This is a genomic window from Pseudoxanthomonas mexicana (assembly GCF_001556105.1).
GTDB lineage: Bacteria > Pseudomonadota > Gammaproteobacteria > Xanthomonadales > Xanthomonadaceae > Pseudoxanthomonas_A > Pseudoxanthomonas_A mexicana_A.
The window spans coordinates 1-20,975 of record NZ_LSIF01000100.1 but is presented as its reverse complement, the minus strand read 5'-3'; the positions used below and the strand labels follow the sequence as shown (position 1 = coordinate 20,975).

21 protein-coding genes are annotated in these 20,975 nt (G+C 61.9%); 3 read left to right on the top strand and 18 right to left on the bottom strand.

The features are described from left to right. Positions 1-43 precede the first annotated feature (43 nt). Positions 44-1,471, top strand: a complete 1,428-nt coding sequence (locus AX730_RS17355; RefSeq protein WP_198147240.1) for a tyrosine-type recombinase/integrase — start codon at positions 44-46, stop codon at positions 1,469-1,471. A 533-nt stretch (positions 1,472-2,004) separates the two neighbouring features. Here AX730_RS17355 and AX730_RS17345 read toward each other — a convergent pair. From AX730_RS17345 to AX730_RS17320, 6 genes are all read right to left on the bottom strand, one after another. Beyond that, on the bottom strand, positions 2,005-2,382 hold the full coding sequence (locus AX730_RS17345; protein WP_157074331.1) for a hypothetical protein: 378 nt from the start codon (positions 2,380-2,382) through the stop codon (positions 2,005-2,007). Positions 2,383-2,454: 72 nt separating this feature from the next. Next, positions 2,455-5,232 carry a MobF family relaxase gene (gene mobF, locus AX730_RS17340; RefSeq protein ID WP_062358459.1) on the bottom strand — a complete coding sequence of 926 codons (2,778 nt, stop codon included), beginning with the start codon at positions 5,230-5,232 and terminating at the stop codon, positions 2,455-2,457. A gap of 34 nt (positions 5,233-5,266) precedes the next feature. Continuing rightward, a complete protein-coding gene (locus tag AX730_RS17335) occupies positions 5,267-6,067 on the bottom strand; it encodes an ankyrin repeat domain-containing protein (protein WP_062358458.1) in 801 nt (266 codons plus the stop codon). An 80-nt stretch (positions 6,068-6,147) separates the two neighbouring features. After that, complete coding sequence (locus tag AX730_RS17330) at positions 6,148-8,016, bottom strand: type IV secretion system DNA-binding domain-containing protein (RefSeq protein ID WP_157074330.1); 1,869 nt, start codon at positions 8,014-8,016, stop codon at positions 6,148-6,150. A 77-nt stretch (positions 8,017-8,093) separates the two neighbouring features. Next, positions 8,094-8,963, bottom strand: a complete 870-nt coding sequence (locus AX730_RS17325; protein ID WP_062358456.1) for an ImmA/IrrE family metallo-endopeptidase — start codon at positions 8,961-8,963, stop codon at positions 8,094-8,096. Further along, on the bottom strand, positions 8,963-9,286 hold the full coding sequence (locus AX730_RS17320; protein ID WP_062358455.1) for a helix-turn-helix domain-containing protein: 324 nt from the start codon (positions 9,284-9,286) through the stop codon (positions 8,963-8,965). Before AX730_RS17320 ends, AX730_RS17325 begins: the two co-directional genes overlap by 1 nt. A gap of 680 nt (positions 9,287-9,966) precedes the next feature. Here AX730_RS17320 and AX730_RS19235 point away from each other — a divergent pair. After that, a complete protein-coding gene (locus AX730_RS19235; RefSeq protein ID WP_180890675.1) occupies positions 9,967-10,137 on the top strand; it encodes a hypothetical protein in 171 nt (56 codons plus the stop codon). A 51-nt stretch (positions 10,138-10,188) separates the two neighbouring features. On the opposite strand, the gene AX730_RS17315 is transcribed toward AX730_RS19235, so the two are convergent. From AX730_RS17315 to AX730_RS17280, 8 genes are all read right to left on the bottom strand, one after another. Next, positions 10,189-11,022, bottom strand: coding sequence for a murein L,D-transpeptidase catalytic domain-containing protein (locus AX730_RS17315; protein ID WP_062358454.1), 834 nt, complete (start codon positions 11,020-11,022; stop codon positions 10,189-10,191). Next, positions 11,019-11,891, bottom strand: a complete 873-nt coding sequence (locus AX730_RS17310; protein ID WP_062358453.1) for a hypothetical protein — start codon at positions 11,889-11,891, stop codon at positions 11,019-11,021. Before AX730_RS17310 ends, AX730_RS17315 begins: the two co-directional genes overlap by 4 nt. Before the next feature lie 12 nt (positions 11,892-11,903). After that, positions 11,904-14,849 carry a type IV secretory system conjugative DNA transfer family protein gene (locus AX730_RS17305; RefSeq protein WP_062358452.1) on the bottom strand — a complete coding sequence of 982 codons (2,946 nt, stop codon included), beginning with the start codon at positions 14,847-14,849 and terminating at the stop codon, positions 11,904-11,906. 10 nt (positions 14,850-14,859) lie between these two features. Then, positions 14,860-15,594, bottom strand: coding sequence for a hypothetical protein (locus tag AX730_RS17300; RefSeq protein WP_062358451.1), 735 nt, complete (start codon positions 15,592-15,594; stop codon positions 14,860-14,862). Positions 15,595-15,668: 74 nt separating this feature from the next. Then, positions 15,669-16,466, bottom strand: coding sequence for a hypothetical protein (locus tag AX730_RS17295; RefSeq protein WP_062358450.1), 798 nt, complete (start codon positions 16,464-16,466; stop codon positions 15,669-15,671). After that, entirely contained in the window at positions 16,459-16,677 is a 219-nt protein-coding gene (locus tag AX730_RS17290) for a hypothetical protein (RefSeq protein WP_062358449.1), read from the bottom strand. The genes AX730_RS17295 and AX730_RS17290 overlap by 8 nt, the downstream gene beginning before the upstream one ends. Before the next feature lie 53 nt (positions 16,678-16,730). Further along, entirely contained in the window at positions 16,731-17,363 is a 633-nt protein-coding gene (locus AX730_RS17285; RefSeq protein ID WP_062358448.1) for a hypothetical protein, read from the bottom strand. 8 nt (positions 17,364-17,371) lie between these two features. Further along, positions 17,372-17,788, bottom strand: coding sequence for a hypothetical protein (locus AX730_RS17280; protein WP_062358447.1), 417 nt, complete (start codon positions 17,786-17,788; stop codon positions 17,372-17,374). 472 nt (positions 17,789-18,260) lie between these two features. On the opposite strand from AX730_RS17280, the gene AX730_RS17275 reads away from it, so the two are divergent. Beyond that, on the top strand, positions 18,261-19,271 hold the full coding sequence (locus AX730_RS17275) for a hypothetical protein (protein WP_157074329.1): 1,011 nt from the start codon (positions 18,261-18,263) through the stop codon (positions 19,269-19,271). Here the strand turns inward: AX730_RS17275 and AX730_RS17270 are convergent. From AX730_RS17270 to AX730_RS17255, 4 genes are read right to left on the bottom strand one after another with little or no spacing between them, the layout of a single operon-like run. Beyond that, on the bottom strand, positions 19,268-19,810 hold the full coding sequence (locus AX730_RS17270; protein WP_062358445.1) for a HEPN domain-containing protein: 543 nt from the start codon (positions 19,808-19,810) through the stop codon (positions 19,268-19,270). The two genes, AX730_RS17275 and AX730_RS17270, sit on opposite strands and share 4 nt — an antisense overlap. A gap of 54 nt (positions 19,811-19,864) precedes the next feature. Beyond that, positions 19,865-20,377, bottom strand: coding sequence for a hypothetical protein (locus tag AX730_RS17265; protein WP_062358444.1), 513 nt, complete (start codon positions 20,375-20,377; stop codon positions 19,865-19,867). Beyond that, the gene (locus tag AX730_RS17260) at positions 20,374-20,694 is read right to left on the bottom strand and encodes a hypothetical protein (RefSeq protein ID WP_062358443.1); all 321 of its coding nucleotides are present in this window, start codon (positions 20,692-20,694) and stop codon (positions 20,374-20,376) included. Before AX730_RS17260 ends, AX730_RS17265 begins: the two co-directional genes overlap by 4 nt. Before the next feature lie 4 nt (positions 20,695-20,698). Further along, positions 20,699-20,884, bottom strand: a complete 186-nt coding sequence (locus AX730_RS17255; protein WP_062358442.1) for a hypothetical protein — start codon at positions 20,882-20,884, stop codon at positions 20,699-20,701. Positions 20,885-20,975 lie beyond the last annotated feature (91 nt).

Below are 20,975 nucleotides of genomic sequence, written 5' to 3'. Positions count from 1 at the left end.
TTTCAGGGTAGCATCCGGTAATCGTGGCAAATCAGGGGCAAAAATGGCGCGTCCTTCCAAGGCAGTAATGGCGGCCAGGGCCAAGTCCAAAGCGCTGCTGGCACAGGATTGGCCGTCCTCCGTTCCGGGCGTCTTCTTTATAGCCGTTGGCGAGCCCCGATGGGCTGCACGCATCCGCTGGCAAAAGGAAAACACCGCTCATCGTGACAAGACCCATGTCTGGAAGCTGTCGATCAGCCCCAAGACGGGTGGCTACACCGAAAAGGATCTTCTCCATTGGCAGAAGCAGGCAGAAGCATGGGCTGAGGCCGAATGGCACGCATTGAAGGAGTCCGGAAAGAAGTTTTCGCGCAGTGCGCAGGCCAGTTCGTGGACGCTGAGGGCGTTGCTCACCCTGTATCTGGAAGGGCTGGATGACGGCTCAATCAAGTACCGTTCCTGCGCTTCTGATCGCTCCCGCGTTCGTGTCCTGCTGGGTATTGCCGAGAAGGGAGCGAACGCCAAGAACAAGGCTTTCGCCCCGGTGATCGACAAACCGATGGACGAACTTGTGCCCACGGACTTCTATACCGAACACGCGAAGTTTCACCCCAGGGCGATCCTGCTCCACTACAAGGGCAAGAACGGCGAGCTGCCGAAGAATGGCGCAAGCATCAAGCTGATCCAGACTATCCGCACGGTGATGGGGCATGCCATCCGCGAGTGGGGCTTGAACCTGGACCTTACAAAGGTTCCGCTGCCACCCTTGCCCAAAGATCCTGGACGCGACGAGATCCTGACCGAGGAAGAGTTCGGATGGATCCTGGACGAAATGAAGGACTGCGATCAGGCAACGCTCGACATCGTGCTGATGAACCGCTACTCCGCCATGCGTCGAAGCGAAGCGGTCAAGCTGGACTGGGAGCGGGTAGCCACGGACAACACCTCAGCCAGGCTCACGAACACCAAGAGTCGCCGGGTGAATGGTAAAGAGTTGAAGCGGGAGCGCGTGGTTCCGTTCGTCCCCGTCATCGAGGAAATGTTGGCTCGACGTCGTGAGGCCAGCAAGGCGCAATCAGGTGCCGTCTTTCTGACCGTTGCTGGCAATCGAATCTGGGCGGACGCTGTCACGAAAGCGTGGGAGCGGGCGCGCCGCCGAGCAGCAAAGAAGCACGACGCCCCCCTCTTGTTGAACAAGAGGCTCCACGACCTCCGCCATACGCGCATCACTGAACTGGGCGAGGATATGCCCGCGGCGATGATCGCCAAGATCTCAGGCCACGAAGACCTCGGCTCCTTCATGCGCTACTACAACCCGAAGGCTGATGCCATGCGCAAGAAGATGGTAGAAGCCGACCGCAGGCGGTTGGCTAAGGGCGAGTTGGTAGACGAGTCCATGATCGAGGCTGCAGCATCCATGCTGTCGGAAATGCCCGCTGACGAAGCGGCCAAGGTCATCGCCCTTGTGCTGGCCAAGCGGACCGCGGTGTAGAGCTTCAAAGGCCTCGCGCTTGACTCCCGACCGACCCTGCGCATCGTAAGAGGGCGGCGGGCTTCCCTCGCCCTCGCCGCTGGGTCTCTATGCCCCGCCCCCGGTTCGCCGGGGGCGTCTTGTTTCAGGGTTGCCAGAAATGGCTCCCTTCCTACCTTGGAGGGATGGCCCATCATGTCCGACGCTCTCACTTTCAGCGGCGCACCCGCCACCTGTACGCGCTGGTCTTCGATGACGAGCGTGCGGTCTACATCGGGCAGTCCGTCGACCCTAGGCAGCGAGCCAGCCAGCACCGCGCCTCGCGCAGCGGATGGCTGCGCCCCCACAGGATGGTTGTCCTGGAAGCTATCGATGGCACCTATGGCGATGCGGAGCGGCGGGAGTACGTATGGCGCTGGGTGGCCCATACGGCAGGCTGGACCGTCTACGTCCAGCCGCCCAACTTGGTAGTGAACCTGGGTCGGCGTATGCCGTGGTGGCGACGACTGGAAGCTTGGCGAACCCGGTTCTTGGTGGGGTGGCCTATTTGAGGGCTATTTGAGGGCCTTGATAGCCTCGAGTTCGCCTTCGACTTCTTGCCAAATATCCCCGAGGTCTCGAGGAGTCATTGTGGGGTCTGCATAGTCTCCTAACAGGCTCGTCAATCGTTCAAGCCTCTTAGATCTCATATTGGCCTTAGCTGTAACGGAGACAATGCCGTTGACCTTCGTCGCCTCAATGTCGGCCTGAGGCTTAGAGTTCAAGTACTCCACATTAGGCATCGCATTTCCGATCTGCGCGAAGTAGTCAGCGGCGTGCTGCTTTGCTTCGTTCTGACTTTCTCCGCCGGAGAACTGCTCCGAGTTCCCATGATTGTCAATCACGCGAACCATCCAAAGGCTTCCAATTGGATAGATCAGTACTCGCGACATCGGCCTCTCCTTGTCGATAGGCATTGACTTCTTCGTGAAGTGTAGGATGTCTCTTGACAGATCGCATCCCGCCTACATCTGGAGCCCGCTACTTACCTCCTGATCTAGCCGCCGCCGCAGTTCCTGGTCGTACTGCTGCTCCGCCGAGGGTACCGGAGTCCTGGCCCGCCACAAGCCTTCCTGGGTGGCGTTCTGCTTCAAGCGGTCAGCACCCAGTCGTGTACGGACCTGTTCTAGCTCGACCTCGGCGCCGTACATGCGGTATCGGTCGGACGTGAGACGAGTGAAGGCCACCAGGGCCGATTGGTTGTCGACCATCTTGGCGTTGGCGAAGTGGAAGACCGCGGGTTTTCCCTGCCCTTGGGCATCGTGGACGGTACGGCAGTAGCCATGCTGCAGGTGGTTCCATTCCTCCGTGTCCACAGCGACGGCGAAGCTGGGTTGGCCATGTCGCCCTTCCACGCGCAAGTTCAAGGCGAGCGAACCCTTGCTGGTTCGCGTGATGCCTTCGACCTCGCACATGTCGCCGTTCTCCACGCCCAGCGTATTGTCGTTCTTGGTGATCCGGACCCGGTCGCCCAGGGCCACGCTCATGTCGTACTCCCGCTGATCGCGTCGTCCCACGAAGGTGTGGTCGGGTCCTGCCAGGACTCCACGCTCGCGTAGACCGTCGCGAAGCTTGGCGGTCAGCGCTTGGCTGTCGGCATGGTCGTGGACCTGTATCAGTCGGTTATCGATGGCATGCGGACAATCGAGCCAGTCGCGCACCAGCCCATCCATCGCCTCTGGTCGGCTATTGAACGACTCGATATAGCCGCCCCGGTCCAGCCTATTGAAGATCCTAACGCTCTTCTCGTGGATCTCATGCCTCGACTTGGGCCCGCGGTTATCCAAGATGATGCGGCCTTGCTCGTCGCGGTCGTAGAACGACACGGCCGTTTCACGGTCCGCCTCGTGCTTCTGCCGTCGAATCTCAGTCAGTTCAGCCTGTCCAAGCTGTTCGGAGACCAAGGACATACCTGAGCCAGGCCCGATCGGCTGAAGCTGTTTGGAGTCGCCTTGAAGTAGGAGCTTCGCTCCAACGGCGTCCACGTGGCGCATCAGCTCTCGCACCTCCCAAGTTGGCACCATTCCCGCCTCATCCAAGACCACCACCGACTTGCTGGTGAGCGCAGGCACGCAGTCAGTCAACGGCTTGCCGCGATCCAGACGCGAGATCATCTTCTTGATGTTGATGGACTCCATGCCAGACTCTTCTTGCAGCTTGTTGGCCGCCTTGTTTGAAACGCATACGCCAATCAGATGCTGGCCGTTGGCCTCGAATGCCTTCTTGAATACGTCGGACATGGTGGTCTTTCCGCTTCCGGCGACACCCGCCAGCACGGCGTATCCACCCGACTCCGAGCACAGGTGATACAGGCCGTTTGATTGTTCGTCGGATAGGTTGAAGCCCTTCTCCTGCTGGTAGCTTGCGATCGCCTGGGCCAGAACTGTCTTGGGAACACGGACGCTCTGGTCATCCTTGCGTTCGGACGCGCGCCGGGAGACTTCTTGTTCCCAGTCCACGATCTTCGACCATGCAAAGCGAGTTTCAGAGTAGCGCCGGGAGACATGCTCACCCTGATCGACGGCAGCCTGCCGTTCGGGCGCGATGTGGACCATGGTGTCCTTGAAGCGCTGGACGTCCGCTTGCAGGGCGTCGGGACTCTCGCCGGCACGAGCGCGGTATACCGCCCACTGGATATCGGCCTCGGTCACCACCGCTGTGGACTTGTGCAGCGCAGCCAGGATGTCATCGTCTGATCGACGTGGCGCCTGTACATCGGGACGGCCCTTGTAGTGAGCGATATCGGTCTCCTGCCACAGCCCCTTGATCGTCTCCTGCCAGTTGGCGAATAGCTCCTCGGGCGAGGGTTCATCCTTATGCTTGCGGGTCTGCTGCCATGCTTGCTGGTGGGACAAGCCTGTCTCCATGGCCTGCTGGATCTCTTCCTGACGCTTGGAGAACATCAGTTCGGTCTCGCGGCTGATGCCGGCGACACGCCAGGACCGGATGCCGGTGTCCTGCTGCTCCTTGTCCAGGAGCGCATCCTGCTCGATACCGTAGCCGAGTTGACGCAGGTTCTCGGCCAGGTGGGACATGTAGACCGCGTCGCCCGCTTTCTGATGCCGATACAGCTCGCTGGACTCAAACGTCCTCCACTCCCCGTCTGGTCCATAGGAAACGCCGTATATGAGCGTGTGGGTGTGAAGAGAGAACGTGTTCGTCCGCTCACAGAGATGGTCGCAAGAGGTCATGACGAGACCATCGACCGTGTGGAAGTCCTTGCCCGCCTTCCCGCGGCGTGTTTCGACCTTGCCTTCCAGGTACTCCAACGCCTGGTCGACGGCGGCACGGTGCGCCGCGAGGATCTCACCACGCTCCTCGGGAGGCGCAATGGCCATGAGGTACGACACCGACTTGGGTGCGCTCAGCGTGCAGTCGTAGCCCACCTGGTGGCCGCCCTGCCAGACGAACTCAGGGTTGCCATTCTTTTCCAGGCGTGGCTGGCCATCGCGATCGAGCTTGAACTTCTTCTGGGGCAGCACGCCTGCGTTCTGGCAAAGCGGCGTCTTCTTCCCGTCGGGCGAGTAGCCGGCTGCCAGTTCCAGCATCTGCTGCTTTTCAACGGGCTTACCCAGCAGGTCGAGCATGGCAGCACCGTGGCCACGCCAGCGCATGGTCTCTTCTTCCATGCCCTTCTGGCCCACGTAATAGTTCGACAGGGCCTCGGTGTTCATGAGGTAGTCGATGACGTTGTCGCCGTTGGCGTTGTGGCCTGTGGCCGAGAGGTCTTTGAGCTTGAGCATGTTCTAGTGTCCGAAAAGTGGCCGCGTTGGCAAGTCACATGGCGCGGCGCATCGCCACGCGCTCGCTCACCTGGGCCAGGCAGGCAAGCAAACCCTTACGGTCGTGATCCAGGAGCACTTCTAGCGTCTCCTGCCACCCGGACTCATGACGCCCCGGACCCACAGCGACCTGGCGCAAGACGGCGTCCAACGGACGCTCACCTTTGTCGGCCCGCAGGGTGGGGTCAGCGCCGTGCTTCAAGAGCAGCGAGGTCAGGCGAGCCCAGCCCGAGCAGGCGGCGTAGTACAGCGGGGTCATGCCCTGTCGGTCTCGCTGGTTGACCCGCGCCCCCGAGGCGAGGAGCAAGACCACCTTTGCCTCCTGAGGCTTAGGCCAGGAGGTCCAGCGCGACATCACTTCGTGCAGGGCCGCGCGGCCTGCCCATGTAGCGTTCGGATCAGCGCCTGCGGCAAGCAATACGCGCATGGGACCTTCATCGACGGACTGGCACGCAATGTGAAGCGAAGTACGCCCGGAGCAATCACCAAGTCGGTGATCAGCGCCTGCGCCCAGCAACAGACCCATGGCTTCCAGGTGGCTATTGGCCGTGGCCCAATGAAGGGCCGTCAGGCCTTGCGGGTCGCCAGCCCTTAGGTCGGTCCGTGGATCAGCCAGGAGCAGCCGCAGGTGGGCCGACCCGTCGCGGGACTTGGCCGCCGCCAGCAACGGCATTCGCACATCGAACGCTGTGCCTGGCTCCGATCGCCAGATCTCGTTGGGGTCGGCACCGGCTTGAAGCAGTTCGCGGAAGTGGTAAGCGGGTTGTAGGAACCCAGCCGAGTTGAAGAGGCTCATGGAGACAGGTGTGTGGAGACCTGATCCCAGCATGTCCTTGATGCTGTAAATGGCAACTACGCGGGGTGCGAACAGTCTCGCTAGATCTCAATGGTCTTGCTCTGGAAGAACGCGTCGATCTCACGCTCCGTGAAGGCCTCACCGATTGCCTTACCCGCCCATCCAGCCACCAAGGGCTCGTCGTCGCGATCCTGCTCGTACCCGGCCGCCCGCTGCGTCCACTTGGCAGGCACCTGCCCAGGTCGTAGGTCGGGCATGGGCTGCCCCGGGAAGTCCAAGAGCAGCAAGTCACCGCCCTGCTGGACGACGGCCCTGATCACGAAGCCGGGATCCTTCTTGGGCGTCTTGCGGAAGCCCAGCATGTCCGTGAGTTGCGACGGGTAGACCACGGGCTTGGCCTCGTTGGAGAGGCGCGCTTCGCGCGAGTGGTCCATGCGGGCGACGTTGTTCGAGCCCATCAACTTGGACAGTTCTTCTCGCGTCTCACCCATCTGGATCTGGCAGACGATGTGCGTACCCACCATGCCCTGCAACGCCTTGACCATGTGTTCGCCGTACAGCTGGGGCGTCCGAAGTTGGGCCAGGTCCTGGGTACAGGCCACCACCACACATCCCTTACTGCGGCCCTTGTCGATGAGCGGCGCAATGTTCAGCCTGCCGATGCTGGCCAGCTCGTCCAAGAAGAAGCCGAGGAAGCGGCCGTTCTCATTGTCCGGTAGCTGCGGCGAGATGATGGCCGGCACCGCCACGTTGACCATGGCTGCGATGTAGGCCGCCGTCAGTCCTGAGTCCGGGCCGCTTTGCAGGATGACCTTCTTCGGCCCCTGGTAGTCATCCATCGCCCATTCGGTGAGCGAGAACAGCCGGCGTCCACGAAGCCATTTCGCGTTCCACTTCGCCTCGCCTTTCTCCCCTGGCCATGGGGTGTCTGGCGTCAGGTTCTTGCCCACGTTGTAGTCAGGCCATGCTCGCGCCAGGTCATCGATGACGCGCGTGAAGCCCTGCAGCGTGGCAAGCACGTTGAAGCTCGTCTGCGAGTCCGGATTGGAGATCAGGCCGTATGCCTTGCGATAGTTCCGATCGAGAACGGGCGCCATCTCTCGGGCGCGAAGCGACACGCGCTGCGCCAAATCCGTCCAGGTCCAGCGCTGAGGCTTCTCGTTCTGCAACGACAGCACGACGCCCAGCAGGATCTGCCTGGCTGCTTGCGTCCAGAACTTGCCCGAGCCTGAGTCCTCAGGAATCAAGCTATCTGCGAACGCCGCAGCCTGCGTGGCCGTGCGTACGTCGCGCGCTACCCACCAACATCGACTTCTGGCATCGAATGGCGTGCAAAGGCTGGCTTGGGCTTGGGGAAACTTCGACGTCATATCGCCCTTGACGTCGTAGATCAGGGCTTTGGCTTCCTTGTGGGCGAAGACTTGCTGCAGGAGACCTAGCAGGATCTGCGTCTTGCCCGAGCCCACTGATCCGTACATCAGGATATGGCGCGACAGGGTCTTCTTGGCAAGCCACAGGTCGGGGTGCAGATACATCCCGAAGCGGTCTGCTTTGCGCTCCCGCTTGCTGGGCGAGCGGCGACGCGCAGCACGGATCGCTTCCTTGCCTTCCAGGAGTCGTGGCCCCGATACGACCCACTGGTTCGAGCGCGGGATCAAGCCGAGCCAGGCCGCACCGCCACCCATGGCCAAGCCAACGGTGGTGGCTACTGCCAGCGTGGACCAATCGGCCATCCAGTGCGGATTGTCGAGGCGAGAGTAGAACGCCGGATCCAGGGCCAGCGCGCGAAAGGTATCGGGCCAGCCAAGCCCGTAGCGTGCGACCGGCAGAAAGCCGGCGGCACCGCCCAGCAGGCCATAGGCCAACCCAAGGTCCCATCGACGCACTGGGATCGATGCGTCGATGTGCTTTCCTGGTGGACCGAAGGAGTCGTAGGTGGCGGGCTTCACCTACAACAGGGTGGGCAGCCTGGCCGGCCTGTCTAGCCCGGCCCGCGATGGAATACGCAGGGCTGCACTGAACTCTGCTACCTGGCTCCGCGTTCGTTCCAGGGTTGCCACACGCTTGATCCGCGTGGCAGTACCAGCAACGTCATCACTGAGTCGTATTCGTTAGCGCTGATCTTCATTTCACGCAACGAGAGGTCGGCTGGTGCGTGTGGAAACCAGGTTTGCGCCGGCATCTCAACGCCGCACCGCTCGTGATCCACGTTTGCGTTCGCCGCCAAAGACGCGTCTGGAATCGCCACAGTCTGGCTTCTGGTTCGATAGAACGCGCCGTTCTTGAACGCCGCCTCGCTCGAGAAAGCCCATTGCATGAAGCCATCACGATGAACGACCAGAACGGCCTGGGTATCGGTATGGCGTAGCCAACGCAGGGCTGCCGCCGTGAGCGAAACACCATAGCGGTTCGCGCATGCGCCGATCCCATCGAAATCCGCGGAACCAGACATCTGCTCCCGAAAGTCGTTCAACGGCATAAGCAGAGTCGATGCAAAGACATCCGCCTGAGCTTCGATCGTAGCCTCGTCTTTTTCCAGGTTGACCACATCCTTCTCGGCACAGGAGAAGGACTCCTGCTTATGCCGATGGAGGAGGTAGTGCCCGAGTTCGTGCGCCTGCGTGAAACGGATGCGACCTTCGGATCGGATCTTGTCGTTGTAGAGCAACATCCACTCGCGGCGATCCTCGCCCGGGACCAGCGCCCCTTCGAACCGTTTGATGTCAGCGGCACGCACTTCGGTGATGGGATCCGAGCCACCGAACTGGTTGGCTGCATCCTTGGCGAGCGCGACAACATCGATCGGGAACCGCTGTGTGCCGTGATGGGCGGCGAACAAGTCCAGCACTCGGGTGAACTTGTACGCGGCCTTGGACGCCGTTAGCGGGTCGGCCATCAGGAGCGCTTCCGGAACGACTCCACGATCATTCGAATGCGTTCCCGGTCTTCCTTCTCGAGGTCCTTGTAGTTGCGGAAGAAGGCCTCGTTCAGATGCTCTTCCTCTGGCACCTCTTCCTCGCTATCCAGGAAGTAGGACACAGGTCGCCCAAGTATCTTCGCCAACGCATCGAGCTTCTCCGCCGACGGCCGAGGCGACTCCTTGTTCTCGAGTTCCCATAGGTAGCTCTTGCTCATCCCCGCGGCGAGAGCCAAGGCATCCAGGGTCATCTGCTGCTCCTTCCGGAGCTGTCGGATTTTCTCGCCGAGACGTGTCGCCATGGGGTGGGTCTGGGTACTGGGATCGGGAAAATACTACTACACCGAACTTTCCGTTTGACAACCCCGAACTCGGCTGAGAGAATCGACTTGTTCGGTCTACCGGACAGGAAAACCCTGCGGGGACGAAAAAAGTTAGCAATCGGCATCGACGAGTGCTAATCTTGAAGAAATGCGAAAAGGCCCGGCGCTGAGGCCGAGCCCTAGAAGTTGGGTTTCAAGCTCTTTTACAACCTAGATCTAGTGGTCGATCTCGTAAATCGACCCTAAGACCCAAAACCACGCTTGCACGGTATCCAGCATCGTGTGGTCTTGCGGGTGGAGCGCCTGTCCGCCAAGACAGCCGAAAAAGTATATCTATTACTCTTCGAGCCTGTCAATAAGACGCCCCCTCCCGTGAGTTCTCGGTTGGATACCTCCAACACGAGGGCTACGGCCATGTCGACAACGACTCCGCCGATCTACCCCCATCGTCCAGGTTACAGGCTGATTTTCAGGCCTGTGATCACCCTGAGGAATGGCAAGAAGCTGCATGCCGCCTCCAAAGGGCTGAAAGCCTGGCCGATCTGGGTACGCGATGACACCGCAAGGTAATCGCGTAGGTGACTGGGCAGCAGCAATGCTGCCCAGTCATTGGGAAGGCGGGAATGGCTTAGCCCCATCATCAATCACAGGAGACACTCATGGCTACCAATCCACCCAAAGGTGACGGGCATCGCAACGGCGCTGTCCGCAACCGTTCCCAGACCCAGACGCCCTCGGGTCACTACGTCAAACGGAACGCCGACACGGGTCGTTTCATGGACGTGAAATCGGACAAGCAGCCCTTCAAGGGCGTTCGTAAAGAAAAGTAAGCCTGCGGCTTACAAGAGAGGGGGGCGAAAGCCCCCCTCTTCTTTTTTGGGCTACCACATCGCAAGTGGCCAACGATCCCCAGCCAAGTTGGCAAACAGGGGTGCCTCCTGGCTGAACCACACGAGGTCAGTCCTCACCGGGCAGAACCCCTCGGCCTGGATGTCGAACATGGGGTTCACGGCGTCAGACGCATCGGGCTTCCACTCAGGCTTGGTGGGCAGCTTCTGCCAGGGCCACCGGAACCGATGGGTGGGCTTGGTCATGGAACAGGAGGCCACGGCCTCGGCCAACCCTTCCTGGTCTCCTTCGATCCACAAGATGGCGTTGTCCAGACCACGGTCGTTGAGCTGGTCCATGACGGCGTAGGAGACAGCCGGACAACCTTCCGAGTGCCCTGCCCACCCGTCGCGCACGTAGCGGGCGGGATGAAGCACGACAGCACGCTCGCGTGCTGCATCATTGAAACCGGGCATGAGACCGTCCAACCGGCGACGAGTCGAACCGTCCTTGGTGTTCCGGTAGGGCTCTGCGATGGCGTACAGCCCAACGCTAGTCATCAGGCTGCCCGGCGTGTTCGAGAAGACCTGGGCGAGACCCTGTCGCCCGGGGTCGGATCCACGGCCATGTGCCACCTCAGTTCGCACCAGGATTTCGCCACTGCGCGTGTCGATCGCCCAGAGCCGCTTGGCCGAGCTGGGCAAGCGCATGTCGGCCACGATCAACAGATCGGGATGCCTACCTAGGCGTTGCGAGCAGGCCAAGGCCTGGGAAGCATGCATGCGCGTGGTGCGCGACATGCCATCGATGTGTTTCGGAACCGCCGCATGGACGTTGCCTGCCAGTACCAGTGCTGCGATCAGTGAGGCCCTCGCCTTGTTGATCATTGTTGCCTTGTTCGTCGTTGGGTGAACGCCTCGGAGGGCACCTCCTGTGATGGCGTATTGCGTTGCTGCTGTTCGCGGGCGTGGAAGGCATTGATGGCCTGAATCCTTGGACCCGCATCTTCAATCCGACCCAGCCCTCGGGCCTGGTAGTCGGCTTTCGTCTGATCATTGACCTGTCGCAGGCCCTCGTCGGGAAGCGATGCGAGGTCACGGGATCGCTGCTCGATGTACTGGCCCGCAGAACCCTGAAACTCGGCCAGCGACAATCGAGTCCTCTTCGGCGCCACCTGCTGCTCTGTGGCCGGCACTTCCGTCTCTTGCTGGGTCGGCTCAGCCTGTGGAGCCTGCTTCTGTGCACGCGCTGTCTGTGCCTTCTCGATGTCCAGGGACGCCATCGTCTGCAGGTAGTCGTCCTTGGCCACGACGGAACTACCCGCCTTTACCGCCCAAGCGTCGTATCCGTCGCCGTGCCGCTGTTCAACGCTGTTGAAGTAGTTCTGGGACGAGTCGGAGCGACGCTGCTCCAACGACATGTCGAACCACTTGTTGTTCGTCATGGGGTGCTGGCCGAATGCGGGCTCACGATCGATGCGCCACTTGTCCTGCTGGTTGGCATCCCACATGGCCTGCTCCTTGTCAGTGGGCCGAACAAGTGCGTCATTCGGGTTGGACTTGTGGGCGTGGTACGCCTCTCGATCGTTTCCGCGGAACACTTCTAGTCGCTTCCACTGGGGATCGTCCTTCGGTGCCATTTCGTCGAAGTGGCGCAACTGCGGGTTGGGGTCGGCCGCGAAGGCCAGGTTGTAGGCACCCTCGTACTTCTTGTAGCGGCGGCCCAGTGATAGATCGTTTTCGTGGTTGGCGGACATGGGGGCTCCTGGTTAGGTGGTGGCTTGGCGTGCGCGGATGGTGCGGAGACGTCGCGCGAACTCGGCAGTGGTGATGTGCTCCATGCGCGCGAAGTCGATGCGCGGCTGGTTGGCACGGTTGAGGTACAGCAGGGCCACCCCTTCCTCCATGAGGTTGGCGGTCATGTCCGTCATTTCGAGGATCGGCCCTTCCTTGTATTCACCGCCCTGGTGGACGGGGATGTAGTTCTGCTCGTCCATCTCGTCGATGGGTACCTTCCGTGTCATGCCCATGAAGTTCTTCACGCCCTGAACGACGATCTGGAGCCGCGTCGATCCACGGCGGGCCATGTCGCGCAGCGCCCAGGCAGATGGGTGATCGGGGTTGGAGTAGATACTGTTGTCCAGCACGTTGAGGGCGCGGCTGGTGTCGATCGTGGCCTGGACACTGACAGGCAACGTCTTCTTCTTGGCCGTTCCGGCAACGCCTTGCAGGAACTCGTAGGTCTCGGCCGAGGACTCGAACACGATGCGGGAGCGGAAGTTGGACAGGAAGGCGATGGTTGCTGCCTTGCCTCCCAAGGCTTCATTCAGACCCTCGAAGGTCTGCGTGGCGTACACCATCTCAAGCCCCAGGGAGCGTGCCTTGGCCGACAGTGTCAGTTCCGAGGGGCCGATGAGATCCTGGCATTCGTCCTTGATGTCCACGACGTAGGTCTGGCCCGTCTTCTCCATCCAGTTGTCGCCGTACTTCTCACCACGTTCTTGAAGCGCGTCATACACACGGGTCTGGATCAGCTTGTGGATGACCTTGGCCGTCTTGCCGTAGCGGTCGGACAGGTTCAGACCTACCTTCTTGCCGTACAGGCACTGCATGACGTCCACACCTTCCTCAGTGTGAGACCACGCTTCCTCACCGTGATCCACCCCATCGATGAGGTGGCCGCGCAACTCGTCGTTCTGCAGGAAGCCTTGCAAGTCCTTGTCGATGTTCAACAGGAACGACTGGCGCTGTTCCTCGGTCTTGCCCTTGAACCAGGTCTCCGTGAAGTAGAACAAGGAGTTGGACAGCACACGACTGGAGTCGGCCAAGTGCGCGTGAACCGTGTCGGGTTCCAGCAGCTTGCGTTCCTCGGAGGATTTGAAGCCGAGGTAGTCGAAAAGCGCCATGGCACGAGCGCTGGGACGCCAGGTCTTTCCATCGGAGGTTTCGCCCGAGCCGATGATATTGATCAGCTTGACGTAAGCATCCGGATCCCAGCGATAGAGCCGAGGCCCACTAACCTCACCCTTAGCGTGATCCGCAGCCTCTTCCAGGTCGGCCAGTCTGGCATCGATATCCGACGTGTCCTGCCCCGCTCGTTCGCGTAGCAGCTTCTCGGAACACCAGTGGTCGATCTGCTCTTCCAGCGCATCGAGCCGCTGGAACTCAGACGAACGACGGCTCTTCTCATGGGCGACCAGAGCTTCGAGGATCGCCAAACCATAGCGATGGGTATCCATCGCGCCCTGCACCCAGATCGACTCCTTGTCGTTCGATCCGACACTGGCTTCGGTGAAGGCGCGGGCGACTTGCAGGGATGTCATGCCCTGGAAGGGTGCGAACTTGATGCCTGGCTCGATGATCAGGTCCCACCAGTCGCGGGTGTCGGCGACCAGGGCCCACTTGCCGTCAGCGCCCAAGGCGCCGATGGGCATGGGCAAACTGGACAGTTCGAGCATCAACTTGCGGATGCCCTTGGCGGTCTTGCCCTTGCCGCTCAAACCGAAAATGATCAGATGGGTCTTGGCGTCCTCTTGGGTGAGGCCCATGATCTGGCCACGATCCGGGGCTAGCGCCAGGTCGTAGCGGCACATGACCCCCAGTGACTTACCCAGCTCCATGAAGGGCGACTTGTCACGATGGGCGCTGCGGATCTGCGACATGCGCAGGTTCGCGCGTTTGCCCAGCATGCTGGCCGAGCCGCTAGTGGATCCTAGACCCCGCTTGTCCTGCAGTTCGAGTTGAGCGGTGCGCGCCTTGAAGTTGCCTAGCGTGTAGTACAGCGGGTAGGCACAGGCCGGCAGGTACCAACCCAACGCTTTCAGCCAGCCCAGCCAGGACGGCAAGAGGCTTAGGGCCACATTCAGCCCGTAGACCGCGGCCACGACCATGAGAAGGTGCTTGGCACGCGAGAAGAACGAGAACAGGTTCGACTGCTTGCCCGGTCCCTTGAACGCAGCAGCAAGGACGGCACACAGCCCGAACACCGATACGAAGCCCAGACCACCTATGGTCAGTCCACGGGCACCCATGGTTGTGGGATCGAGTCCTGAGCCAACGAACCCGGCGCCCAGCAGCGGAATACCGCCACCGATGGCAATGGCCTTGGCCACCGTGCCCGCACCTTCGGCCTGGTAGAGCGCGAAGGCATGCAGGGCCAGCAGTGGTCCACATACAGCCATCGCTGCCGTGGGGCCAACCCCAGGAAACTGCCAGAGCGTTTGACCGGCAGCGAACAGGACTGGGAACGCACCGATCAGGAGGGAGGTCGCCGTGGAGTCGGAACTACGAACCAGATCTTCGGGCGTGATCCAACCATTGGTTGGCTTGCCGTCCCGCGTGAGATGCCAGTTCAGATCCTGCGACTCCAAATCCTTGGGCGCACGCGGGAACCAGTCCTTGAACTTCCAGATTTCCTCCTCGTCCAGCTTGTCGGGCATGAGGAACGCGCCATCGCGTTCGATCGCCCCCAAGCCCAAAAGCTGGTCGCAGTGTTCTGGCAGGACGTTGACCAAGGGCTCCCCTGCAGGGATCGGGGCCAGATTGATCAGGTCCCCACCCTCCACGAGGTAGTCGAAGCGCTCCTGGGCGCGCTGGTACACCCAGCTGCGGTTGTCTCGCGGCTGTGCAGTCTCAGAACGCATCACGATGGAGCGGATGGCGAATGCCAGCTTGTCGAACAGGTTTAGGGAGTCGTAGGCAGTCATGGCGGTCATGTGGAGCTCCTTACTTCACGAGCGCTTGAAGCGCGTCGCCGTACTTGGGGAAACAGACGTCCTGGAACAGCACTCGGTCCGCCCAGGTGGCCTGTCCGCCGTCGGCCAGGACCTTGTTGGCCTTGATGCCGTAGTCAGCGCAGTCGTCCAACGACCAAGTGCGCGCGATGCCGGCGATTGCCTCTCGGTGCTGGGCGCAACCGCTTTCCAGTGCCGCATAGCGATCGCGCTGCTCGGGGGTGGTGCGCTTTCGTAGGTCAGAGACTTCGTCCAGGCACTTCTGGGCGGAGTAGCCGGCGATCTCGGTGGCCCACTCCTTCTTCAGGTCTTCTCGTTTGATCGCGTACTCACGTGCCTCTTCCGCGGCGGCAGCGGCCTTGTGCTTGTCCCACCAGGGCTGCAGCTTGCTGACCATTCCGCCCAGAGCGGCCAACATCGTGCAGAGGATGGCGGTGTTGAGAACGACGGCTCGGGCGACTTGGTGCTGTTCCACGTCGCGGATCTGGGAGGCCTTCAACTGGCCGACTTCCCAGTTCGGAAGCCGCTTTGGTGGCAGCCGGTCTTCCTGGACGTTGAACCAGGTATCGATGATCCGCTGGTTGACCTCCTCGCCCGCTTCCTTGGGAAGGTCAGCCATGGTGGGGCGCTTGATGAACCGGTCGCCGTAGAACGACAACACGATGGATGCAAAGAACTTCGTCGGCCGACCGCGGCGCAACTGGATGAAGATGGCTTCTAGGATCATGGGAGAGATGGTTTCGTGTGGATGACTTCACGCTAAGACGGATGCAGTAAATGGCAACCCTTCGTCTTGCGAGTTCATAAGCGCTTTTCCAAATCGTCCAGCGCATCCATGGCGTCGTCTTGCCACTGCGGCTCGGGCTTGGGCGCAGGCGTGGCCATCTTCTTGGTGTCAGGACTCGCTGCCTTCGTCTGTGGAGCGCGCTTCGGGGATGCATGCGGTGGGGTGACCGCTGGCTCGGGTACTGGTGGCGGGAGTGCCTCTGGAATGGGCTCCGTAATGACCGCGACGGGTTTAGGAGCGGGTTGCTCCACCACGACAGGAGCAGGGGCAGACGTAGGTGCTGCCCCCACCTGCGGCGCCTGCACGGCGATGGGCGGTGCAGACTCCTTATGTATGTAGGAGGCCAGCAGCCAGCCCACGACGGCAAGCCCGGCAACCGCTCCACTGGCAACGATGAGCTTGCGAGACAACCTGGAGTCCGGGACCGTCGTTGCGACGGGGGTGGGCAACTCAACATGCGTTGCGGGAGCAGCAACAAGCGCGGACATGGGAGGCTGGCTCGGCAACTGCTGTTCCTCGGCCTCAGGCTCGTCCCGCACAACGGTGGCTGGCGCAACCGCCTCCTTGTCTTCGGAAGACGTCACGGCAACCTCTGGCCGCATCTCGTTAGAGACCGACAGCTCGACCGTGGCCAGCGTTGGGGATGATCGTCCTTCCGCTTCCTGCAGCTCGGTGCTGGCCGACTCTTCCTTGCCTTGCTGCGGGAGCAGCCCTTCGTCCCGCAAGCTGTCCGCGAGGTTCGGGAGGACGGGCCTGGCGGGTTTGACGCTGGGCTCATCCAGGAATGAGAAGAGATCGTCCGGCTCAGTCATGGCTGTCGACCAGGCCGGTATGGGTGGCATCAGCGAAGAGCGCTTCGATATCGTCAGGCGTGAAGCCCTGGAACGGCGCACGCTCCGGCGACGTGATGGGTTGCTCGGCGAAGAAGGCCGAGATGTCTTCGGGGGTGAGTCCTTCGAACGGTGCGGGGTGAGCCGCAAGCGTGATCAGGAGTTCCTTGGTGTCGTTGTTTATGCGGATCATGTGGAGGTCCAAGTTAGTGGCCGGCCCCGGACTCGAGACCGGCCTTAGTGGGATCAGGTCAGGTCGGGCACAGGCGAGATGACGAGCTGGGCCTTGCCCTTGCCGCACCGGTCGATGGCCTTCGCCGGAGGGAAGGCGTCGCGTGCGTTGAGTTCAGCCAGTGGGATCTGGCAGGCCTTCATGTCCCGGCCTTCGGCTGCGATCGACAACGGCTCCTTGGACTTCTTCGCCAACGCCGCAATGCGATCCAGGACCGCCACCGTCTTCGGGTCGCGTGCGCTCATGGAAGCGGGGTCGTAGGCGATGACCACCTGGTCCAAGGCCTCGACCTTCTCGCCGGACTTCGCTTCCACCTGCTTGGTGTCTACGGTGGCCGACATGCCAGCGCGCTCCGCTTCGGCTGCCAAGTCGCGCGCTTCTTCCATCTGCTTGCGGTAAGACGCAACCGAACCGACGGCGGCGCCAACAGCACAACTGGCCAACGCCTTCTTCTTGTTGCCGGTCAGGTACGCCAGCGCACCACCCGTGATGCAGCCGATGCCGCCAGCCTTGAACAGACGCTTCTTGTCCGCCTTGGGCTTGCTGGGTTGGCTCTGCTCGGCAGCGGGTGGCGTCTCCTGGGCGAGCGCCGGAGTGCTGGCTGCCAGAACCGCGGCGATGATGAGGGAGAGGATCGGGGACTTCATGAGGGCTCCTAGGCGAGGGGGGTGGCTGAGGGACGGAGGTTGTTGGCCGGGGTCTTCTTGGCGAGTGCTTCGGCCTGCCCGTGCTGGCGGCCGATGCCGAGGGCGACCTTTACGGCCTCCTTTTGTTGCTCGTTCAAGTCGTGCAGGAAGGCCAAGTGCAGTCGGCGCAACTCGTCGGCCGAGGCACGGTGGCGTTCGTTGTTCAGGGCGATGGCTTCGTAGACCTTGGCGAACTCGGCGCGAAGGTCAGCTCGCAAGTCGGCCGCGAAGGCGCGCAGGTCGGCCTTCGGGTCAGGCGTGGCCAGGGCCGCGTCGGCTGTGTCTTTCAGGAAGGCCGAGACGGAGAGACCGCGGAGGTCTGCTGCCTTGCGGTAGCGAAGCAGATCCTGGGGGTCGAGCGCGATGCTGGTCTTCTTGGCAGCCATGAACGGTAGGGATGGACTCCCGTGGAGGTCCATTCACCGTATGGCGGTAGCCCGTTCTGGCAACCACTAGATGGCGGTAATGCGTAAACGACTGACAGATTTAGCGAATCCCACCGCAACACGCGGATTGGCGGTAATCGTGGCGGTAGGGTGCAAGCCCGCGACGCTGTTGAGGTTCAAGCGGTTTCGGGCGATTTCTTACCGCCGCCGTCAATCCACCTAAGGTGCGTGTTGTCCATGCCCCTGACTCTGCTCTGCGCTTGCTGACGAAGCTCGTTCGACCAGCCACGCAAGCAGACGTCCCCGACAGCTTCTGACCACTCGCCTCGTGCTTTTGCTTTTCGCGACGACTGCGTCTGACGCTCCACCAAGACCAGTCGTCGCGCCGCCCGCATCACGCCTCAGCGCCCTACTACCCTTGCCAACATCGCGCTCCCCGCCACACTCAATGCAGAACAGCCCCATCCATCCCATGACGCCTGCTTGCCCCACCATCACGCTCGCCGACTTCCAGCAAGCCATCGCCTCCCGCGATGTTCAGTTCCATTTGAGTGCGCCTCGATACGCCCGCCGCAAGATCCTTGCCGCTGCTCCCGACCACTGCCCGCTGTGCCGTTCACCTTTCGATCGCACTACTCCCCGCTCCTTCTCCGCCCCCGTCATTGCCACCTGTGTGCACACCTTCCTGGGGGGACCGCTGACCGTCGATAACCTCTTCGTGTGCTGCCGTCGCTGCCAGCAGTCGCGCGCATCCACTGACTTGCTGACCCTCCCTGACCTTCCCGCCCACCTCGCTGACCAGCGCCTCGCCGTGCTGCAGCTCTCCCAGAACCACCCCGCCTCCCTGCCCAAGTCCGCAACGCTAACTGAGGTTCGCCAAGCTCTGGCCCAGCGTCATGCGATGCCGCGCTCGCGTGTTTACGCTGCCCAACCCGATGACGGGTCCTGCCTCTTGGGAGTGTCCCGGCGCTACGGGGACCGGGAGTCCAAGGGACTTGCGCACCTGCTCGCCCGACTGGGGGGAACACCCCTCCACCGCGACAAGCGGCTGACCGTGTACGCGCTCACTGACACCGACTTCCGCCGCGTCGTGTGGCAACTGATCGACGCCAACGCGTGGGTGATCGGCATCGGTCGACGCACTGAGCTACGCGACTTCCAGGACCACTGGTGGGTGTCGTCAGCCAGCGTGAGTGAACTGCGCGCCCGCAAGGTGGGCGGAGTCTTGGTGCCTTTGCCCGTGTCGGCTGCGCGGGAAGTCGGGGCCAGCGCCCTGCGGATGCGCCGACTGGCGGAGCGGCGAAGGGCCGCCAGGGAACAGGAAGACGTGGAGCGGGAGTACCGCGAAGCGTCCGCGGCTTACGTGTCCTGGATGGCGACCCGCCGCTCACCGACCGCGTTTCCCATCGATCCAGAAGACGAGATGGCCATCGTGGCTCGGTACGGAACGGCGTGCCGGCGATGGGCCGAAGCGCAGGCTTAGCCCGGCTTGGCCAACACTGCGTCCGTGGCCACGACCAGCTGACGGATGAAATGGATGTGGCGCCTGAGGTCATCGCGGGAGACCGCGTGCTTGGCGGGCACACCATTGGCGGGACGCCCCGAGCGGTGGGCAATGTCGCCCCGCTTCTTCGCCAGCTTGTTCAGCTCGTTTCTCGCGCCGCTGGGCTCCATCATGTTCCACTTCCAGCCCTCAGTAATGTCCAGCCCGAGGTATTTCTGGAACAGCGGACGCACCCTGTCGGTACTGGGCGTGTGGAAGTACTTCAAGTCGTTGGCCAGGCTGTCGCGCATGAAGCGGGTCTGGGCGGAGTCACCCTCGCCGCACAAGGCGTCGACGGCCTCGACCAGTCGGTCCTCGAAGTAGGTTTCGAGCGCGGCCAGCGCCATGACCAGACTGGCCCGTTTTAGGACCTCGTTCTCTGGCGGCGGTGGCTGGGTGTTGAGCTTGTCAAAGTGGTTGACGAGGTCGACCGCGTCCTGGATGGCGTGGTCGAAGGTCAGGCTGGCGCGAGATGGCATGGTTGTCCCCCAATCGCCCCGATTGTGGCTGGGCTTGCCGAGGGAGACAACGGATCAGGCGGCTGCCAGCTCGGGCTCGATCACCAGGCGACGGCGCTTGATGTGGTGCTGCACGCTGGGCGGCAGGTTGTCCCAGCCCAGGGCTTCCATGATGGTCTTGCCCCGGCCACGCTCGTGGATCACATCGCCCGTCCGGCGGTCGGTGTTCCGGATGATTTCCCGTCCACCTTGGGCACCCACGGACGCTTGCTCCTGCAGCAGCCAATCAGCGATTGCGTCGGCCGCTTGGGCGCCTAGATGGTCGCCGTCCAGCGACTTCTGGCGGTACACCATGCAGGTCCACATGATGGGTGTGAGGTCGTCCTTGCCTCGCACATCGACCAGACCCTGGCTGACCATCAGACCCATGGACTTCATCCGGACGAACTTCGGGCTCAGGAGGCCCTGCTCGACCTTGCCCTTCACGTAGTCGGCCCTGATGCACTCCATGGCCACCTTCAAGCGGGAAAGTGAACCGCGTTCGATTTCGTGTTGGAGCAGGGAGAAGTAGCGTTCGTTGGTGATCATTGGCGGCTCCGGAGTTGTTCTTTGTAGGGCACGCCTCCCAGGTCTCGGGACTCCCGGCGTAGCGCGTTGATGCGCTCCATGCTGTCGGGCAGGTCCTCGTAGACATCCAGGACATCGACGGTCTCGTAGATGTGTACCCGAGGCGTTCGCGAGATTGACCGCAGGGTGTTAGCCCTGCTCACCCAGTCCGGGTCCAGCGCACAGATGAGCCGGTATCGCAAGGCGGGACCTTCGGCCAGCCCTTCTGCAATCGGGTTCTCGATGACGGCGTAGGTGTGGCCGGAAATCGGGTCGATGTGGGATTCGAGGATGCGCATGTGCTTACTGGAAGCGGTTGAGGATCCACTCCCGCGGCGTCTCGAACAGCACCGAGGCTGTCGCCAAAGCAGCCAGCACCCAGACAAGCTTGGTGAGGTCGTAAGACAGCCATGCCATGCCAGCGGCGAATGCGGGGAGCAGGAACCAGGAAATGGCGGCTGCGATGATTAGGTTCGTAGTGGTGTTCATGTGGAGGTCCAGGGCTTAGGCAACGATGTGGGGGAACGACGTCCCCCCGCTTTCAGTAGCGGAACCATTTGGAGTCCGGGGTTACTGTAGC